The sequence below is a fragment of the Quyinboa mangrovi genome, assembly GCF_042219825.1.
In the GTDB taxonomy this organism is placed as follows: domain Bacteria; phylum Bacteroidota; class Bacteroidia; order Bacteroidales; family UBA5342; genus JBHJHP01.
The window spans coordinates 164,622-185,552 of record NZ_JBHJHQ010000009.1 but is presented as its reverse complement, the minus strand read 5'-3'; the positions used below and the strand labels follow the sequence as shown (position 1 = coordinate 185,552).

General features: G+C 40.8%; 11 protein-coding genes. 3 read left to right on the top strand and 8 right to left on the bottom strand.

The annotated features are described in order from the left end of the window. Positions 1 to 11: 11 nt before the first annotated feature. The 7 genes from ACE1ET_RS18440 to ACE1ET_RS18410 all read right to left on the bottom strand — a co-directional run bounded on the left by ACE1ET_RS18440 (position 12) and on the right by ACE1ET_RS18410 (position 10,620). Positions 12 to 962, bottom strand: coding sequence for a transketolase family protein (locus ACE1ET_RS18440; RefSeq protein ID WP_375729895.1), 951 nt, complete (start codon positions 960 to 962; stop codon positions 12 to 14). A 40-nt stretch (positions 963 to 1,002) separates the two neighbouring features. Then, positions 1,003 to 1,857 (bottom strand): transketolase, encoded by an 855-nt coding sequence (locus tag ACE1ET_RS18435; protein WP_375729894.1) that lies wholly within the window; start codon positions 1,855 to 1,857, stop codon positions 1,003 to 1,005. Between the two features lie 34 nt (positions 1,858 to 1,891). After that, positions 1,892 to 3,307, bottom strand: coding sequence for an L-fucose/L-arabinose isomerase family protein (locus ACE1ET_RS18430; protein WP_375729893.1), 1,416 nt, complete (start codon positions 3,305 to 3,307; stop codon positions 1,892 to 1,894). A 109-nt stretch (positions 3,308 to 3,416) separates the two neighbouring features. Beyond that, positions 3,417 to 4,907 carry a glycerol kinase GlpK gene (gene glpK / locus ACE1ET_RS18425; RefSeq protein WP_375729892.1) on the bottom strand — a complete coding sequence of 497 codons (1,491 nt, stop codon included), beginning with the start codon at positions 4,905 to 4,907 and terminating at the stop codon, positions 3,417 to 3,419. A 183-nt stretch (positions 4,908 to 5,090) separates the two neighbouring features. Then, on the bottom strand, positions 5,091 to 5,852 hold the full coding sequence (locus ACE1ET_RS18420; protein WP_375729891.1) for a DeoR/GlpR family DNA-binding transcription regulator: 762 nt from the start codon (positions 5,850 to 5,852) through the stop codon (positions 5,091 to 5,093). Positions 5,853 to 5,863: 11 nt separating this feature from the next. Then, positions 5,864 to 6,490, bottom strand: coding sequence for a 3,4-dihydroxy-2-butanone-4-phosphate synthase (gene ribB / locus ACE1ET_RS18415; RefSeq protein WP_375729890.1), 627 nt, complete (start codon positions 6,488 to 6,490; stop codon positions 5,864 to 5,866). An 83-nt stretch (positions 6,491 to 6,573) separates the two neighbouring features. Next, positions 6,574 to 10,620: a hybrid sensor histidine kinase/response regulator transcription factor gene (locus tag ACE1ET_RS18410; RefSeq protein ID WP_375729889.1), complete on the bottom strand. Its 4,047-nt coding sequence runs from the start codon at positions 10,618 to 10,620 to the stop codon at positions 6,574 to 6,576. 243 nt (positions 10,621 to 10,863) lie between these two features. Here ACE1ET_RS18410 and ACE1ET_RS18405 point away from each other — a divergent pair, with 243 nt between their 5' ends. From ACE1ET_RS18405 to ACE1ET_RS18395, 3 genes are all read left to right on the top strand, one after another. After that, complete coding sequence (locus ACE1ET_RS18405; protein ID WP_375729888.1) at positions 10,864 to 12,813, top strand: family 43 glycosylhydrolase; 1,950 nt, start codon at positions 10,864 to 10,866, stop codon at positions 12,811 to 12,813. Positions 12,814 to 12,839: 26 nt separating this feature from the next. Next, positions 12,840 to 14,309, top strand: a complete 1,470-nt coding sequence (locus tag ACE1ET_RS18400; RefSeq protein WP_375729887.1) for a glycoside hydrolase family 30 protein — start codon at positions 12,840 to 12,842, stop codon at positions 14,307 to 14,309. Positions 14,310 to 14,566: 257 nt separating this feature from the next. Continuing rightward, the gene (locus ACE1ET_RS18395) at positions 14,567 to 17,959 is read left to right on the top strand and encodes a glycosyl hydrolase 115 family protein (protein WP_375729886.1); all 3,393 of its coding nucleotides are present in this window, start codon (positions 14,567 to 14,569) and stop codon (positions 17,957 to 17,959) included. A gap of 125 nt (positions 17,960 to 18,084) precedes the next feature. Here the strand turns inward: ACE1ET_RS18395 and ACE1ET_RS18390 are convergent, their stop codons facing one another. Then, complete coding sequence (locus ACE1ET_RS18390; RefSeq protein WP_375729885.1) at positions 18,085 to 20,871, bottom strand: LamG-like jellyroll fold domain-containing protein; 2,787 nt, start codon at positions 20,869 to 20,871, stop codon at positions 18,085 to 18,087. Positions 20,872 to 20,931: the final 60 nt, after the last annotated feature.

Genomic DNA, 20,931 nt, shown 5'->3' with positions numbered 1-20,931 from the left:
ATTTATGTATTTCATTCCAGTAATTCAAGAGCACTTTTCGATAAACCTTCTCCGCTCATACCATAGTGGTTAAAGATTTCCACCTGCGATCCGGTTACGGTATCTTCATCCGGAATACCGACAATCTTAAACGCTTTATAAATCCGGTTCTGCAATAATAGTGCTGCACAGGCTTCACCCAGACCGCCATGTACGCTGTGCTCTTCCACTGTAATGACCACTTTGCATTTTTTGGCAGAACTGATAATTGCTTCCGTGTCCAGCGGGCTGATGGTATGCATACTGATGATTTCTGAGCTGATCCCTTTTTCTTCCAGTAATCGGGCTGCTTCATAAGCAGGAGCTACGGTTTCACCACAGGCAATAAACGCTACATCAGTTCCTTCACATATCACTGATGCTTTGCCGATTTCAAATTTCTGCTCTGTACGCGGTAAATGCGGCATCGGCTTCTTTCCGAATTTCAGAAAGACAGGTTTATCGGATTTCGATGCAGCAATTACAGCTTCCCGGGCTTCAAAGTTATCGGCCGGTACCACAATCTGAATGTTGTTGATGGCTCTCAAAGCCGCAACGTCATGGAGTGAATGATGGGTTGAGCCCAGGGCACCGTAACTCACACCGGCGCTAATACCCACCAATGTGACCGGAATATTGGAATAGGCTACATCGTTTTTTACCTGTTCCAGGGACCGGGTTGCCAGAAAACATGCGGGAGACGTGGCAAACACGCATTTCCCGGTTGATCCCAGGCCGGCAGCTACGCCAACAAGGTTCTGTTCCGCAATACCAACTTCCACAATTTGTTCCGGTAGCTGGTCGCCGAACGGGCCAAGTTTTCCGGATCCACGTGAATCACTGGTCACAGCATATATGTTTTTATCTTTTTTGCCCAGCTCAATTAACGTGGCAGAATATATTTCCAGGTTTGCTTTTCCTGTTTCTAATGGTTTTAAACTCATGTCATTTAGAATTAAAGACTGAATCTGTGATTCAACTTACTTAGCTTTCAATTAATTGGTTCGATAAGGCATCTTCTGCCAGAGTCAGTTCTTCGATGGCGGCCTTGTATTCCTCATCTGAAGGAACGCCGTGGTGCCATTTTTTAACATGCTCCATAAAACTCACGCCTTTCCCTTTGGTGGTATTGGCGATCACAAATGTTGGCTTGCCGGTTTTGGCAGGAATGTTATGGAGCGTCTTTCTCAACTCTGATATGCTGTTGCCGTCAATGGAAACCACTTCCCATCCAAATGCAGCGAATTTTTCATCAATGGGATTAGGGTCACATACCTCATAGTTATGCCCCGTAATCTGCAGGGTGTTATGATCAAGTATAGCCACCAGGTTATCCAGCTTGTAATGCGCCGCCATCATGGCTGCTTCCCAGTTTGAACCTTCTGCCAGCTCACCATCACCCAGCATGGTAAATACATTGTAGGGTGCCTTGTCGCGTTTTGCTGCCAACGCTATCCCGGCACTTATCGGTAAGCCGTGGCCCAAAGCTCCGGTATTAAATTCTATGCCCGGTATTTTCCGTGTAGGATGCCCCACATACTTCGATTTGTATTGGCACAATGTCTCCAGATCGCTTTCAGGATAAAAGCCCTGATCTGCCAGAACCACATAGAGTGCTTCCACAGAATGTCCCTTGCTTTGTATATACCGGTTCCGGTTCGGATCCGAAATGTTATCAGGCGATACATTCAGAACATCGTTATACAAAACATTCAGAATATCCGTACATGACAAATCACCTCCGGTATGCCCGGCTTTTGCCAGTTTGATATATTTAAGGAGTGCTTTTCTGTATTTTACAGATTTCAGCTGTAACTCCAGATCTGTATATTGCTTCATTTCTTATAATTTTCCGTCCCTGCTGTTTCAATGCTTATTTATGTACATAAAGATCCCAGCCCAGATAGTTCCCAATGGCTTCTTCCAGAATTTCCTGTACACTGCCGCGAACCATGGCCACATGATGTTCAAAACCGTTTTTGCACATATACTTCATTAAATCCTGAAGATTTGGGATTTCAGTTACTGCAATTCCTCCATCCATTCCATAGGGATCATCTGTCATGGTTCCTTCACCCAGGTAAGATTTTACGATGCCCTTATTATCATCTGTTGAAATACGGAAGTAGGTCATATCACCTGCTGCCACTTTCCCTTTTACAGCTCCAAAGGTATCTTCACTACCCAGAACAGTGCCCAGTACATCCAGGCTGCCGATTTCAATATCACTCTGGAAGAATGATTTCGGGTAGTTACTGCAGTGTGTACATACAACCTTGTTACGGTCCTCACCAAAGTTATTGTTCCAGTCGAGGATGGCAGAAGGTGTTTTTGCTGCAAGTGCCAGAGCATACATCGAAATGGTTCCGGCTACATCAACCTCACAGGCCGACGGCATCAGCTTTTCACCCATCATACTCATGGTCACGCAGGCAGCACATCCATAGTTTTTTTCGATGGATTCCCAGCACTGTAATGCAGAAATATCAATTTCATTTTCGTTGATCCAGTTTTCAACGGCCAATCCGAAACGGGCTTGTTTGGCAATTTTGGTTTTAGCGCCGATCTCGCATGCTCCGTACTCCTGAATGGCAATCACTTTTTCCTTTACAGCCGGATCATCATAATCAATTTTTTCAGCGGCAGCAATAATTTCCGACATGTCAACAGGAACAATTGTGATACCATATTTCTGTAATAGTTTCTCGCTGTAACGCATGGTCTGGAAACCAATAGGACGTGTTCCGATGGCACCTACGCGAAGGTTACTTAATCCTTTCACTACCCGGCAGATTCCTGCAAACTTTTCAATGTCCAGCGTGAATTCCTTGCTGTCAAGACTGTAGGTATGGTAAATGGTGTCAGTAAATTTTATACCATACTGGTAGAAGTTGTTACAAACAGACAATTTCCCGCAGAATGCATCACGACGGCTTTTTACATCAACCTTATCGTTGTCGTCATCCACGGCCTGAACCAATACCGGTACATTTAATCCTGATAATTTAATGGAGTTTACCACGCCCAGTTCATCGCCAAAGTTTGGAAGTACTACAATGATACCTTCAATGATGTCACTGTTTTCCTTGAAAAGCTTAGCACATTTTACGGCATCTGCATAACCCTCAATATTGCCTGTTGGTGTTTCAGATTCCTGAAGAATAACTGTTCCGTAACCCATTTTCTCAAGCTTTGCCAGAACTTTCTGACGAGCTTCAACCGCAAGTTTGTAGTTAAAAATGTTGCGTGTGGCTATGATCACACCAAACGTTTGTTTCTTTAGTTTCATGATTGCTATATTTTATATTCTTTGTTTTCTTTTGTAACGACGTTCACTAAAGCATTAATTCTCACCTTTAGGGAGATGTCTGTGTTAGCAGACAGAGAGGCGGTTATTGTTACAACCGGGCACGCTCAACAGCTTTTTGCCAGCCTTTATATAAATTCTCAGTCTCGAACTTTTCCATCTTTGGTTCAAATATCTGAGTCTTTTCACGGAGGGCTTTTATCTCTTCAGTATCTTTCCAGAATCCGGTTGCCAGACCTGCCATATAAGTTGCACCCAATGCAGAAACTTCTTCAATTTCGGAACGGACGACCTTATGGTTCAGCATGTCACTCTGAAACTGCATCAGAAATGTATTCCGGGTCGGACCGCCATCCACCCTGAGTTCTTTAAGGTTGATCCCACCTTTCTCTTCCATCAGGCTGATCAGATCTTTTACCTGGTAGGCAATGCTTTCCAAGGCGGCCCTAACGATGTGAGCTTTGGTTGTATTTCGTGGCATCCCGGATAAACAGGCTCTGGCCTGATTATCCCAGTATGGAGCTCCTAAACCCACAAACGCAGGTACCAGGTATACTCCGTTATTATTTTCAACGGACCTTGCAAGAGGCTCTGTTTCTGAGGCATCGTTAATGAGCTGAATTTCATTTTTTAGCCAGTTTAATGTGTCACCGGTACAATGAATATTTCCCTCATATACATAATATATTGTTTCGTCAATGCCGTAACCAATGGAGGTGACCAGACCATCAGGTGCATTTAATGGTTCGGTTCCAATATTCATCATAATGGATGAACCGGTTCCGTAAGTGGCCTTTGCCATGCCCGGCTCAAAACAGTTCTGTCCAAACAGGGCAGCATGCGAATCACCCAGCAACCCAGCTATTGGAAGCGATTTGTTAAAAATGATTTCAGGATCGGTATAACCGAATATATCGGTGCTGAATTTAATTTCAGGAAACATATTTTTTTGTAAGCCAAACAGCGCGATCAGCTCGTAGTCCCATTCTAATGTGTGGATGTTAAACAGCATCGTACGGCAGGCATTGGAATAGTCCGTAGCATGGACTTTACCTCCTGTGAGTTTCCACAGCAACCATGTATCCATGGTTCCCATCAACAGCTCGCCCTTTTCTGCCTTTTCCTTCAATCCTACCACATTTTGCATGATCCAGTGAAGCCTGCTTGCTGAAAAGTAGGGATCAATGATCAGACCGGTTTTTTGCATGATCATATCACTGTAACCTTTTTCTTTCAACTGATCACAATACGGAGCTCCTCGCTGGCATTGCCAGACTGTAGCATTGTAAACCGGTTTACCGGTATTTTTATCCCATATCATTACGGTCTCACGCTGATTAGTGATGGCTAAAGTATCTATTTGATCCTCACGGATATTGGCGTCTTTTAGTGTTTTAAAAATACCTTCCAGTGTATTGTCAAAAATTTCCTCAGGATCATGTTCCACAAAACCGGGTTTTGGATAGTACTGCTTATGTGGTACTGTAGTTCTGTATACCAGTTTCCCTTGTTTGTTAAAAAGAATGGTTTTAGTAGCCGAAGTACTTTGATCGATGGCTAATATGTAGTTTTTAATACTCAAAATAAGGCGATTATGAGGTTTTTAATGTCAGTTAATTAATGAATTATTTTCGAAAACAAAAATAAAAGAAAAAAATCGAAAATAAAAACAAATAATATGAAAGAAATATATACACCGTGTGGTGTATGTTTTCAAAGAGCTTCTACTGTAGGAAACAAAACTTAAAGTCTGATTATCATTATTTTATGCAATAATCAGCTTTATATCGTTCTGATTAAAAATTTCCACTTCATCTTTTTCGATACTGGAATCTGTAATTATGTAATCAATGAGTGATAAGGCGCCAAGACTGGCAAAAGAGCTTTTACCTATTTTGCTCGAATCTGCTACAAGAAATACTTCATTCGCAGATTCAATCATGGCGCGTTTTACAACAATATCGCTTATGCTTGGGTAAGTGAGTCCGGACTTTAATGTTATTCCTGCAGTGGCCAGAAATAGTTTATCTACATGAAGGTCGTTGAAAAAAACGGCTGCTTTATCACCTGTTAGCGAGAGCGTTGGTGCCTTAAATTCACCGCCTGTTACAACCAGGTTAATCTCCGGATCAACGCCAAGTATGAGAGCAATATTCAGTGCGTTGGTGATCACTGTAAGATTTTTATAGCCCTTTATCAGTTTGGCAATCTCAGTTGTGGTAGATCCTGAATCGAGAATGATAATATCTCCATCGTTGATGAATTCCACGGCTTTTACAGCAATGGCTGCTTTCTCCAATAAAAATTCCTGATTCTGAAGGGCGAAGTTTTTTACGTTCAACCCAATGTTTTTCAGATAAGCACCGCCATGTTCCCTCTCAACAAAACCTTCTTTTTCAAGTTTTTCAAGGTCCTGGCGAATCGTAACTTCCGTTACCTTGAAGATCTTGCTCAGCTGCAATACTTTGGCATGTCCGTCTTCCCGGATCATTTCAAGAATCTTTTCGCGGCGTTGATTAGGAAGCATGGTTAACTTTATTAGGAGTTACGTGATTTGAGGTATTTAATCAGATGTTTGATCGTGATAATTTTAATTCCCAGCTTTTCAGATAATTTTACTAAATCAGGATAACGTGCCATGGAACCGTCAGGATTCATAATTTCAATCAATACACCTGCTGGTTTTAAGCCGGCTAGTCTTGCCAGTTCAATGGTGGCTTCAGTATGTCCGGGTCTGGCCATAACGCCTCCGGGATGCGCCTGTATGGGAAAAACATGACCGGGACGTCCAAAATCTTCCGGTCTGGTTTCATCTGCGGCCAAAGCGTTAATGGTTTTAGCCCTGTCATGAGCTGATATACCCGTTGTACAGCCGTGTCCCAGCAAATCAACTGATATTGTGAAATTTGTATTGTGCAACGCGGTATTTTTTGTGACCATCAGGTCCAGTTTTAGTTCCCTGCATCGTTCTGCTGATAGTGGTGCACAAATCAAACCGCGTCCTTCCTTACTCATAAAATTGATAATTTCGGGCGTGATGACTTCTGCTGCAGCGATAAAATCTCCTTCGTTTTCACGGTTTTCATCATCGGTTACAATAACCACTTTCCCGTTTTTTATCTCCTCGATAGCCGCTTCTATATTACGGCGTTCTAAATCTGTCATGTGCGTATTTTAATTAGGACGCAAAGGTAACGAAATTAAAAGGAAGCAAAAAGGAAGTATTCGAAAATGGTTTCTTTAAAGGTTTAATTTGCTTTTAGCTTTCTTACATAATCGCCCGGACTGATTCCGAATTCGTCTTTGAAACATTGCCTGAAATATCCGGGACTGTTAAATCCTGATTTATACATAACCTCGTTAATCGTGTATTTATTTTCAAGGAGCAATCCTTCAGCTCTTTTTAGCCTTATTTTACGAATATATTCTGCTGCTGTCAGATCGGTTAGCGCTTTTATTTTCCGGTAAAGCGTTGAATGGCTCATATTTATTTTATCAGCTATATGTGAGATATTCATACTGTCATCTTCCAGATTTTCTTCTATTATGGTATTCAGTTCAACAAGAAATTCTTTATCAATTTGGTTGGCGGACTCGTTAAATAACTGTTGCTTATCCTTAAATATGGATGTGTACGATTCTGAAATTCGTTTACGGTTATCAAGAATATTCTTAATCCTGCTTTTAAGTAAATTACCACTAAATGGCTTAGTCAGGTAAGAGTCGGCACCGGCATCATAACCCTCGCTTTTATCCTGTAATGAACCCTTGGCAGTTAGCAGGATCACCGGAATATGGCTGGTTCTGATATCGGTCTTAATTTTTTTGCACATATCAACACCATCCATTACAGGCATCATGATATCGCTGATGATGATATCCGGCACTTTTTCACCAGCCAGTTCATATCCTTTTTTTCCGTTTTCGGCTGTAATTACCTGGTAAAGATCTGAAAGACTTTCACTGATGTATTCAATAATTTCCAGATTATCATCAACCACAAGAATCATCTCTCTTGAAAAATTATCTGTTTCTTCTTCTGTTTCTTCAGGTTGTGGTTCAGGCTCTTCAATATGTACCGCATCCGGATAACTGTTGTGTGTTACCAGCCTTACCTTAAATGTTGAACCTTTTTCTGGTTTACTTTCAACGTATATTTCACCTTCATGTAAATCAACCAGACTTTTGACCAATGCAAGTCCGATCCCTGTCCCACTTACCGGATAGCTGGTGTTTTTTGCCTGATAGTAACGGTCGAAGATGAATGGCAAATCATGTTCAGATATTCCGAAACCTGTATCGGAAACCGATATTTCAGTGTATTCCACATTGTTTTCCAGAATACTGTTGAGTGAAAGTACTATAAAACCTCTTTGCGTATATTTAAATGCATTGGCAAGCAGGTTGTCCAGGATAATAGTGATCACCTCCGGATCATAAAACATCTCCATATTCTGGTCTGAAAGACTGATTCTGAAATCAATTTTATTGTTATGATGGAGTTCCTGATACTTTGAACCGCACTCATATACATATTTTGAAAAATTTCCTTTTACGACCCTTAATTTTCTGCTGTTTTTTTCTGCCTTTCTGAATTCGAGAATCTGGTTGATCAGTTGCAGTAAGCGTGTTGCTACCCTGTGTATGGAGTTAATCTTTTTGGCCAGTGCAGGAGGAACTGAACGGTCAGCAACGAGGTCTTCCAAAGGACCCAGAATGAGCGTCATAGGTGTTCTTAGCTCATGGGTTATATTGGTAAAGAACCTTATTTTTTCCTCGTTTAGCTGTTGTTCACGAAGGTGTTTTTCTTTCTCATTCTGCAGAGCGTTTTCTATAGCAATCTTGCGTCTGAAAAAACTAACGATGAGATAAACAATAGTAACGGTTATAAAGAAATACAATATTTTTGCCCACCAGCTAAACCATAAAGGAGGCTCAATTATTACCGGGAAAGCGGTAACATTAGTATTCCATGTTTTATTATGCAATCTGGATTTAAGATTAAAGGTATAATCGCCTGGTTTTAAATTGCGAAATGTAACCTGATTTCCATCAATAAAATACCATCCTTCATCCAGTCCTTTCATTTGGTACATATATTCAATCTGCTTTGCCAGCGAATAATCCAGAATATTGAAATCAATCTGTAAGGTATTCTGATCATATTTCAGTTTGAGTTTATCCGACACCGGAACATCAACCAGTTGGTTTAAATTGTTTTTTGGATTCAGATTAATGCTTAAACCGGTAATATGGATTTGTGGTAATGGATCAGTGAATGGCTTGTAAAATTCATTAAACCATGTTATGCCGTTTTGTGATCCAAAATATATGGTTCCGTCCATAGTCTTTGTTGCCGCACCAATCATATAATCTCCTTTAATGATATTATCCTTTGTAGTAAAATTTTGTATTTCAACGCTTTTGAGGTTAAAATAGCTAATACCATTGGTGGTTGATAACCATATATCATTCGCTGTAGTGCCTTGCATTATTGCCCGTATGTCATTTTCAGGTAAACCTGTTTCAATTCCGAATCTTTTAACCGAGTCAACGTTTAAATCTTTAAAAAGAAACAAGTCATTCTGACTGGCAACCCACATTCTGTTTTCGGAATCTTTATAAATGTCATTAACACAGTAAAAATCGAAGAATTCGCCATAATTATAGAGCTGTTCTAATTCTTCGTTCAGAACATATAGACCACCAATCAGGGTTCCTACCCAAAGATTATGATTTCGATCTTCATTAATAGTTCTAATGATATTATCACCCAATCCGCTATTCTCCGACGTATAATTATGACATTCTTTTGTAGTAATGTTGTAAACAAATAATCCTGCATCTGTACAGATCCAGAGGTTTTTCCTGGAATCTTCAAATAACCTGTAAACAGGAATATTGCTGGGATTATAAAAGCAATCGATCCGTTCAAATACTCCTGTGTTAATATGGTAGCGGTATATTTTACCGTCATAGGTTCCAGTCCAGATATGATTATCGCTGTCTTTCAGAACCGTTGAAACTGATAAATCCTCTTTACTGACGGTTGATTTCAGGTTTAGCTTTGAACCTTTATTGAATAAACCGATTCCTCCGTTGCCATTTGCTATAAGAATATTGTTGCTTCCATCTGCATACAGATCAGAAACGGACTTGTCAGCCAGACTATTGATGTTATTAATATAAGGCAAATATGTAATCTGGTGAAAGAAGTTTTCCCTGGCCGGAATAAAATTAAGTCCACCTGCATATCCACCTGCCCATATATTTCCAAAAGAATCTTTAATAATGCTTTGAACTGAAGTCCAGGAAAGGCCTTCATTTGTGTCTGAATATCCGATTCTGGTAAATGAAACCTTTTTAGGATCAAATATTTTAGGCAGATCATTAAGATCCATGATGGTAATCCCTCCACCTTCAGTTCCAATCCATAACTTATGTTCTTTGGTTTCAACAATCCCTTTTATAAAATTATATGACAAAGAATTGGGATCTTCGGGTTTGTTTTTGAAGTTGATCATTTTGTAAGTGTCCGGATCGAAAAGGGATAAGCCATTTCGTGTCCCAATCCACATACGGTCCTTTGAATCCTTGAACAGACATGTTACAGTATTGTCAGGTAAAGAAGAAGGATCAGTAGGATCATGTCTGAAATTGACAGCTGATTTTGAACTTAAGTCTATAATGCTTAAACCTTCAGCAACGTGTCCAACATAAATGGTATTATCATTATATGGCATGACATACCAGTTGTAATCAGATCCTAATCCCTTAATGTTTGACTGATTGTAATGTGTAAAACTACCGTTTTTTTTATCGAAATAATCCAGACCGGCCTGGTACGTTGCCAGCCATATATTGCCTTTACTGTCACCGGTTATGTGCGTTACACCATCGGCAATCAATCCGTCTTGTGTATTGCTGTAGTCGTGTTTATAGTGTTTAAACTGGTGTGTTTTATAATTGTAGATATCAACGCCACTTTTTTCGGTTGCAATCCATATAACATCTTCGTTTGGATCAGCATATACACAGTTCAATACATTACTGCTAATGGTATTAGTATCATTTTCAGATGCTTTAAAAACTTTAAATGAATTGGCATCGAACCTGTTTAATCCATTTTTGGTAGCAATCCAAATAAAACCTTCTTTATCCTGATCTATGCTAATGATATTATTGCTGGACAGACCATCTTCTGTCCCCAGTTTTTGAACTGTGAAGGCTGATAAATATGACGAACAAACCAGCAGAATGACAGAAATTATAGAAAAAAACCTAAAGATTTTCATATATACTAAAGCATAATGCATTCAAAATTAATATAATATTATTTGAAATCATCCTGTGAAACCAGATTGCAGAATTAATGACTATAGTTTGACGAATTTGTGAAATCTGTTTTTTTCTGATCTCTGTACTTTTGTACACGAAAGAAGTTATGAATATATAGTTGTATCTTCTTTTTACTCATTTCCGTCTTGCGATCCGGGCTTAACCGGATTCGCAATGACGGTTAAAAAAGAAATAATATTATGAAAAAACCTTATTTTTTGTATGCCGTGCTGCTATTCCTGTCAACATGTGCAATGGCTCAAATGCAATCTCTGAAAAGTGGTTTTGACGGATATCTTTTTGCCTATTTTGAAGGCTCCGGGGAACGGCAGGAACAGGAACAACTCAGGTTTGCAGTAAGTGAAAACGGAATAAACTGGGTGGCATTAAACAACAATCGACCTATTATCCCGTCTGCAGAAATATCACAAACCGGAGGAATTCGTGATCCGTATATTTTACGCAAAGCAGATAATAGCGGTTTTTATATGGTTGCAACAGATATGAATGTGGCTAAAAGCGGTTGGGGAAGTAATCCCGGGATTGTTCTGATGAAATCAGATAGCCTGCTTGAATGGACAAGCAGTATCATAGATCTGGCAAAACTGTATCCGGAAAAGTTCGGAAATGTGCAGTGGGTTTGGGCGCCACAGACGATATATGATGCTAAAGCTAAAAAATACCTGGTATATTTTACAGTAAAATTTAAAGACGATGATAAACTGGATTTTTACAGTGCTTATGCTAACAGGGATTTTACCGTATTTGAAAAAGAACCCCAACTGATGTTCAGTCCAAAGTTTGGTGGCATTGACGGAGACATTATTAATATGGATGGGAAATACCATTTCTTTTTCCGTGGATATACAAAAGACGCAAATGGTGTGGAAATTAAAAATGGCATCAAACAGGCCACCAGTAAATCATTAAAAGGTCCCTGGAAGGAAGGTTTTAAGTGCCTGGATGCCTACGCGGATACGTCTGTTGTGGTCGAAGGATCGAGCGTATTTAAACTGAATAACTCCGATGAATACATTTTAATGTACGATCTGTATGCCAATGGTCGTTATGAATTCCAACGCAGTTCCGATCTGTTTAATTTTACCGAAGATCCGGAATCATTTACCAAAAATTTCAATCCACGTCATGGTAGTGTAATCGGGATCACCAAGGATGAAGCCCGCCGTTTGAATGAAAAATGGAGTGGTGTACCGGTATCGTTGCTTCAACCAACTGAATCCGGCGATGTTTATCGATTTAAATCCGATGGAAATCCGATAATTAAACATCGCCATACTGCTGATCCGGCTGCGTTGGTTCACGATGGGGTGTTTTATATTTACGCCGGTGAGGATAAAGGTGACGGTTCATGGTATAACATGCCAAACTGGCTCGTGTATTCAACCACAGATATGATAAACTGGACGGAATATCCGGTTCCCTTAGAGAGGACAGATTTTAGTTGGGCAAAGGATTATTCTTCCTGGGCAGCACAGGTGATTGAACGCAATGGAAAATTTTACTGGTATGTATCAACAGAACATGCGACGATTCATGGGAAAGCAATTGGTGTGGCCGTATCTGATTCACCGACAGGACCGTTTAAGGATGCAAGAGGCTCGGCACTGATCACAAACAATATGACCACTCAATGGACCGGCATATCATGGGACGATATTGATCCGACTGTATGGATTGACGATGACGGTCAGGCCTACTTGTTTTGGGGTAATACGCAATGCTATTATGCTAAATTAAAAGACAACATGACCGAGCTGGATGGACCGATCATGCCGGTCAGTCTGCCGGATTTTACCGAAGCGCCCTGGATCCATAAACGGGGAGATTGGTATTACTTATCGTATGCCTCATTATGGCCGGAGAAAACCTGTTATGCCATGAGCAAAACTATTAACGGTCCCTGGGAATATAAAGGTATACTGAATGAATTGTCAGGGAACTGCAACACAAACCATCAGGCTGTTGTGGAATATAAAGGGGACTGGTATTTTGTGTATCATAATGGTGGACTTTTTTCCGGTGGTAGTTACCTGCGTTCCGTTTGTATCGACTATTTATACTACAACGACGATGGCACACTCAAACGCATTCAAATGACAACGGAAGGCGTAGATAAAATAAATGAATAATTATAATCACATAATAAACTATTATCATGAAATCAGCAATCCTGAGTTTAGTTTTAACGTCGTTCATAACACTTGCGCAGTCACAATCCTTTAGTTGGATAAGTAGTACTGAAGGCAATACCTGGGAACAGTCCCAAATAAAACTTCAGAAAAATGCACAGTCAGAACCTGATCTGGAGGTAAATGGAGATAACCCGATAGTAACATTTAAGGCCTGGGGAACCTGTTTCAACGAAAAGGGCTGGGATGCCCTGAATATGTTGCCAAAAGATCAGCAGGATAAAATTCTGGCCCAGCTTTTCTCACCGGGTGGTGATTTAAAATTCAGCATTGGACGTGTGTCGATGAATGCCAACGACTATGCCAGGGATTGGTACAGCTGTGATGAAGTGGACGGTGATTTTACGTTGAAGTACTTTAATATTAACCGGGATAAAACCACACTTATTCCGTTTATCAGATCAGCACAGGCACAAAATCCGGATATGACCTTCTGGATCTCGCCATGGTCTCCGCCATCCTGGATGAAAATAAACCATTACTATTCTGTGGTCAGCAACAAGGATTTTAATGAGCTTGATCCTAAAAAAGATTTTCTTCTTTATGAAGGCAGTGAAAAAAAAAGTGATCATGTATTCCCGCAAAAGCTGGCTGTTAATGATTATCTGATTCAGGATCCACGTTATCTGGAAACCTATGCCAACTACTTCTGTAAATTTATTTCCGCTTATCAGGAAGAAGGCATACCGGTTACCATGGTCATGTTTCAGAACGAAGCCTGGAGTTATACGCCATATCCGGGTTGTGCATGGACACCCGAGGGTATTATCCGGTTCAATACCGAATACCTGGCTCCTGCGTTAAAGCAGCAACATCCCGATGTTTCTTTATACCTGGGAACCATAAATACCAACCGGTATGACTTTGTGGACAAAGTGTTATCTGATTCCCGTATGCCGCAAACAATACAGGGTGTTGGATTCCAGTGGGAAGGCGGACAGCTTGTCTCCCGTTTGCGTGAAAAATATCCAAACTACAAATATGTGCAGACCGAAAGTGAATGTGGCTGGGGCTCGTTCGACTGGGGAGCAGCAGAGCATACCTTTCAACTTATCAATCATTATCTGGGAAACGGATGTGAGGAATATACCTTCTGGAATGCCATTTTGTATGATGACGGTGTAAGCGGCTGGGGCTGGAAACAGAATGCTTTGATCAGGGTTGATTCAAAATCAGGAACTGCAACCTATACCCCGGAATATTATGCAGTGAAGCACTACTGCAATTACATTACTCCAGGGAGTAAAATTGTGGCATCTAAAAATGATAAGAGGGATAAGCTATCCATAATGCTTGCTAAAAATCCTGAAGGCAGGTATATCGTTCTTGCAGGTAATTTTAAAGATGAAAGCCGCGATATTACAGTGAAAATGAATGGTAAGTATTTGAATGTCAATCTTCCGGCACATTCGCTCAATTCATTTAGTATGAAATAAATTTTGAAAAAACGATTTAAAATTTAGTTATTACATAAAAAGCGAGGTTGTTCCAAATGAGCAGCCTCGTTTTTGTTGTTATTATCTATGACCAATTATGGAATTGGAAGATTAAATATTATTGTATGTCGATATGTGCTGAAACCGATAAATGGCAGGCTGTGATAATGTATTTGTATAATCTGATATGAAATTTAGGCTGAGGTATATTAATTTTACGGCGTATAAACTTTTGTATAAAAATTAATAGAAATTATATGTATAAATCCCTTTCAATATTAACATTCGTTCAATTCAAGGAGAACTATCTGGTAAAAAGAGTTATTATTCTTTGCGTCTTAGTCTTTTTCACTTTTTATGCGTTCGCAAATAACAATCATGAACCTGTAAAAGTAACAAATTCAGGGGCTGCCGGGGATTTTCCTCTGGTTGATAATTCTGGTATTGCAGCTACAATAGTCATTGATTCATCAGATGCTGAGGTTGTTGCTGTTGCAGCTTCTGCTTTTAGTCATGATGTAAATTTGATAACAGGAACTTCGCTGAGTATAACGCAAAATCTTGATGGCATATCATATCCTGTAATCATAGGAACCCTGGGACAATCAAAATTAATAGACTCGTTGGCGTCAACTGGTAAAATTTCCATAGATAATGTACAGGGTAAGTGGGAAACATTTTGCATTTCAGTAGTAAGCAATCCTTTTGAAGGCTTTGAAAGTGCTTTAGTTATATTTGGCAGTGATCCGAGAGGAACAGCTTTCGGTGTTTTTGAGTTATCACGAATGATGGGTGTCTCTCCCTGGGTTTGGTGGGCCGATGTTACTCCGGAACCACAATCCGCACTGTATGTAACAACAGGAGAAAGCATTTTGGGTCCTCCTTCGGTAAAGTTCAGGGGTATGTTTCTTAATGACGAAGACTGGGGACTAAATCCCTGGGCGGCAAAGAATATGGATACCGGTATTAAGGATATTGGCCCGAATACTTATGCGAAAATCTTTGAACTGATGTTGCGTTTGAAAGCCAACTACATTTGGCCTGCCATGCACGATTGCACGAAAGCATTTTGGTATTATCCAGGGAATCCTGAGATGGCGCGTAAATATGACATTGTTTTGGGGTCAAGTCATGCCGAACCCATGTTGAGAAATAATGTGGATGAATGGTTAAATAATCTGGGCTATCCTGCTTCGAACTGGAACTGGGCTACAAACAGCGCTTTGATAACGGATTATTGGAAAACACGGGTTGTTGAATCAAAAAATAACGATGCTGTTTATACTACCGGAATGCGGGGTGTACACGATAGTGGTATGACCGGTTATTCCACTAATCAGGATAAGGCAAATGCATTAAAGGATATTATTGCGACCCAGAGGAATCTGCTCACAACCTATCTGGAGAAACCAGCCTCAGAGGTTCCACAGATGTTTTGCCCATATAAGGAAGCGCTCACTTTATATAATATTGGGCTCAACTTAGCAGATGATATTACTTTGACCTGGGTGGATGACAATTTTGGATACATTCGTCAGTTGTCCAATCCGGCAGAGCAACAAAGAAGCGGTGGTGCAGGTGTGTACTATCATTTGTCTTATTGGGGAAGCCCGGAAGATTATCTCTGGCTATCCACCACTTCACCTTCTTTAATCAGCTTTGAGATGAGTAAAGCCTACGAGTTAAATGCCAAAAATCTTTGGGTGTTTAATGTAGGAGATATCAAGCCGGCGGAGATGGAGTTACAGTTTGCGATGGATATGGCATGGGATAAAAGCAGTTGGACTCCCGATAATGCCTGGTCTTATTCTAAACAATGGGCAGCCGAGACATTTGGAAATGAATTTGCTGATAAGATAGCCGGAATTAAAGAGGAATACTATCGTTTGGCATCATCGGGAAAACCTGAGCATATTGCGTTAATTTCGTATTCTAACCAGGAAATGGAAAAACGTTTGGCTGATTATTCAAAACTCGTTGAAATGTCAAAGAATGTGGAGGCTTCCATTCCCGAAAGGCTGAAAGATGCATATTTTCAGTTGATTGCTTATCCTGTTGAAGGAGCAGCCAGCATGAACGAGAAGATTCTGTATGCCAGAAAAAGTCTTCAACTGGCATCTGAAGGTAATACAGATGCACTGATTTATTCAGATAAATCCAGGGTAGCTTATCAGAATATCATTTCATTGACCAATAAATACAATACGGGAATTTCCGGCGGTAAATGGAACGGAATGATGGACTATGCGCCACGTAAGCGGCCACAGTTTTACCAACCTACGGTAGCTACAGCGGATAACATCAACACTAACGGCGTGTCGCTGGTTGAAGACAGCACCATCATCATTCCAGCCCAGAATTTCGTTGCCAAATCGGGAACAGATATTGATACCATTAACGGACTGGGTGAAAACGGCTGTGCCGTTACCGTTTGGCCAATGAATATGACAACTTATACAGCATCTAATATCAGTTCAGCGCCCTATGTGGAGTATGATGTTCCTGTAGTAAAAGGCAGTAATAACATCAGCGTTAAATGTCTTCCCTCATTCCCGTTATATCCCGGAATGCAGTTGCGCTATGCCATATCTGTTGCGGGGAAGACACCTGCGTTTGTAGATATTGCAACAGCTGCTACATCGGGTCAGTGGTCCCAAAACATCATTAACCAATATGCTGTGGGAACGAGCGAATACCAGAGTAATGCTGATCAGACTATAAAAGTTCGGATTTATTTTTCTGATCCGGGATTGGTGATCAGTTCGTTATCAGTGGTTACAATCAGTGAGAGTCCCTATACAGCCTATCTGAAAAATCCGGGTTTCGAGTATAAATCCGCAGGTGTGTTAAATGATGGAAGCGTTGTAAGAGGAACACCGTATGCGTGGAGTCAGACTGGCTATGTGCCGGGTAATTCTTTTGGCATCAACAACGATGCAACAAATTTTGAAGGGGCGAATATGTGTTGGTACAATGTGAATCAATCGCCATATGCCATGCCTTCAAAGTTTGAGCTTTATCAGGTTGTAGATGAATTACCGGCAGGAACTTATATTGTTCGATGTAAGTTGGCTGTAATGTCGGGATACATTACAAATGTCCGGTTATTTGCCAACAATAATGTGCAGTATTATGGAAATGAGGCCGATTACGTGTCGAACCTGACGGAAGGTGAAACCAATACGTTTGCTGGCAATACACCGGTTTCCGGTATGTCGAAAGCACTTTTAAGCGAGATGGCTGTAAAGGTAACGCTGAATGAAGGTGATTCTTTAAAGCTCGGGATTCGATCCGGCAACTTAAAAAGCGATGGGACTGCCGGTACAGGAGCAAGTTCATCGAGGGTTTATGGTGGTTTTAAAGTCGACGACTTTCGTTTGGAACTTGTAGGAGGTAATACAAATACACCTGTAACAAAGGTGGTGGTAAATCCATTGATTCAGATAATTGGAATGAGAGAAAAGGTGAGGGTGACGATTGATGGCAAATTCAATGCCGGATCTATGAAGATTTATTCGTTAACCGGAAACCTGATAACTGAGCATGATCTGCACAACAGATCAACATATGTTGGAATGCATTCCGGTGCATATATTGTCAGAGTAGTGGTTGACGACGGGATAATCAACTCGAAAGTTATTATTATATAACTCCGGATTTAACAGTATAAAATTATAACGGATTTGTATATCGGGCGATAACAGTAAGTTGGTTTAAAGGAAAAAAAGTCCCGATCACTTAACCGGGACATTGGAATATTTGTTGCTGCTATTGCTTAATGCCTTACCACCAGCTTTTTCACCAGTGTTGCTTCTTTATTCCTGTATTTAAGCATGTAAATCCCTGATGGCATATCGGACACATTCAGTTCATCGTCCTTTAGTATTTCAGTCTTCACAAGTTTTCCGTTCAATTGGTATATGGAAACTGTAGCATTTTCTGAACCTGACTTATAGCTTAGATATACAAGATCATCAGCCGGTGTTGGGAAGATGATCAGGGCATCAGAATTGTAATCTACTTTTTTAACCGCATCATAACCGCCTTCAACGGCAGCAACCTCATCAGCAGATAGTGCATAATTGTAAATTCTGAAATCATCAATATAACCACCAAACATAGGATCAGCTGCAAACTGACTGCGACCAATGTAATTCAGTACCGGTTTAAAATCCATGGGACTAATAGTAACTGAAGTTGATTCAGCCACCTGAACACCATCAATATATAAGCGTGTGCTGTTAGATCCAATTGTTACCGCAATATGGGTCCACTGACGATAATTTATTGGAGGTCCCTCAACTATTTGTTCTGCCCCACCATTTTTGATGGCAAAACGCATCTTTCTGGTGTTTGTAAACGGTGTTAAAAACATATATGCATCCTCGCCATTTCCAAAGTCGAAAATGCGTTGCCAGAGGCCTATATTTTCCCAGTACACCCATGTGGTAACGGTTATTTCCTGTTGGTTGGCTATTGTTGCCGGCAGCTGTATAAAGTTATCATCCCCGTTTAACACCAGGGCCTGTGTTCCCACTTTTCCATCTATATATGAGACATCACTGTTAGCTGCAAGGTTGTTCATGTTTTCAGATGCATCATTGATATTTCCTTCAAATTCATATTTTGCCACCAGAGCTTTCTGATCTGAAACTGTTGCTGAGGCGACATTGGAATATCCTGAGCTGTTCAGTGAATTATCAACCGCTTTAATCTTATAAAAATATTGTCCGCTTATTGTTGCTGTGTTATCCACAAACGACGTGGTGGTCACATTTCTGGCAATGGTGTTATATTCACCATCCGATGTTTGTGCACGTAATACAGCATAACCTGATAGGTCAGTAGCGGTGCTTGCCGACCAGTCTAGCCGAACCGATTCAGACTGTGGCGTAGCGACCAGATTCTGAGGAATATCGGGAGCGGTAAATTCCACCGGTACACCAACCGGAATGAAACGCCATTGCTGGGCAGGTTGTCCGTTCTTTTCCCACTGCATAATATTGGCTCCGGCAGAAGAACTGGCGTTTGCTACATGCAGGCATTTGGCACTGTGTCGGCTACGGATATAAAACCAACCATCCTCAGCGTATTCCAGGTACCATTGCTGGTTAGCGCCTTTGGTATCGTCCCACAAAGCTATATTGCCATTATTATCAAGCGACCAGTTGTAAACATCTGCAGATTTTCCGCTGTTAACAACAGTAAAGGTGAAATAACTGAAATCACCTCCAATGCGTGTATCAACAGGTATTACATTCCACTGCTGGTAAGTGGCACCAGTGCTTGTTCCCTGCTGAATATTTGCCCCATTGCTGGTTGATCCACCAGCTACTTCCATGACCTTTTTGCTATTTCGGTTCACGATAACATAACGCCCGTCAATTATCGGTTGAATATCGGTTCCCCAGGTAATATTCACCACGTTTTCTGCATTGGTCTGGCCTTGCTGATACCCGGTTCCTCCGGGTAATTCCATCGTATATTCACGTTGCGGACCATGGCCATTATAATACACATCTCTGTCCTTTGAAACAAAGCGATATGAGGTTGTTACAGCCTGGCGTTCAGAAGTCCCTCCGAAGGCCTGTACCTTTCCATCCGGTCCCCTGTATACTGAAGCTGCCGTCCAGTTGGGTCTGTGTTCAGCATAACCTAATCTTGTGCCGTCGCTGGCTTTTACAAATTCACTACGTGCGTATTCAGCAGTTCCCCACCAGATGCCGGTTTGCATACCATATTCAACGCCAACCATGGCCTCCATTACATTATGTAACTCATCAGCAGTAGCGTGATCTCCGTTAGTTCTTACTGCCTGAAAAAAACTGGCATACTTATCGAAACTACCTGCAAGCTGATGGGTGTTTCCCTCTGTTAATCCGGCAGGATTTATATAATTATACCAGCTCAGAGCTTCATCACAATTCAGTGTATTACCACCGGAAATACGGATATTAGTGAACCGTGAATTCTTTTTAAGTTCAGTAACGATATTATAAAAATCTGACATTCCGTTTGATCCTGTATATTGGCCCCAGCCATAATCCGGTTCATTGAAAGGTGAAACAGAAATTACTGTTCTGCCTCTTTCCTGATGCATTCTTGTGGTAACATCAATTAGTGATGCCCAGTTAATGGCATTCCCCAGATACCATGAGTCAACGCTGGGATGATCGCAATTAAGCACTACCTGCGTATTTGTCCCCAGATAAGTATCAATGATATTCATGCGCAGATTTGTATTTGTGAGTGCTTCTCCCTGTAGTTCCCCATTCAGTAATGGACTGGTCGGCATAAAGGAAGATCTTACTACATCCACCCGGTCAGACCCCATAAAGGCAACACCGCGCCGGATATTATCTACACTTAACCATGCAAGATCCAATCCCCACGTAATGGGTAGTGAAACTCCTTCATCCGAAAGATTATATAAGACTATTCGGTCGGTTACCGGTTGTGTCACCAGATTATCGCTGGCACTGCTTACAGGCTGAGCGCAAATATGGTTCAAACCAATGATTGAAAGAAGGATGAAGAGTGAGGTTAGTTTTGCTTTTCCCATTGGATCGTATTTAATTTAATGTAGTTGCTTCGGGAATTAAATTCACGGAACTTATTAATC